This window comes from Enterobacter cloacae complex sp.6700776 (assembly GCF_048284255.1).
GTDB lineage: Bacteria > Pseudomonadota > Gammaproteobacteria > Enterobacterales > Enterobacteriaceae > Enterobacter > Enterobacter intestinihominis.
In genome coordinates this window covers 1-269 of the sequence record NZ_JBLVYK010000294.1, presented here as the reverse complement: position 1 = coordinate 269, position 269 = coordinate 1, and the positions used below count along the sequence as shown (strand labels likewise).

Here is a 269-nt window from a genome sequence, read left to right as displayed (position 1 = left end):
CTACAAGATCGTGCTGGAGGGCTACCCGCCGCCGCGCGCCCCGCGCCTGAAGCTGCTGCAGGTCACGCCCGACCCCGGTGTCATCGAGGTCAACATCCACCCGGCTCACCACTGGGCCGAGCTGGTCCAGCACACCGAGTTCCTGTACGAGGCCGCACGGCTCACGCGCCTGTCCACCGAGAAGTTCATGATCGACGGCCGCCACAGCGGCACCGGCGGCGGCAACCATTTCGTGCTGGGCGGCGCCACGCCGGCGGACTCGCCCTTCC

1 protein-coding gene is annotated in these 269 nt (G+C 70.3%); it reads left to right on the top strand.

Translation table 11 applies throughout. From position 1 onward, the window contains the following. On the top strand, nt 1-269 hold a 269-nt coding region (locus tag ACNQ0T_RS24315), incomplete at both ends, for a transglutaminase family protein (RefSeq protein WP_417930508.1).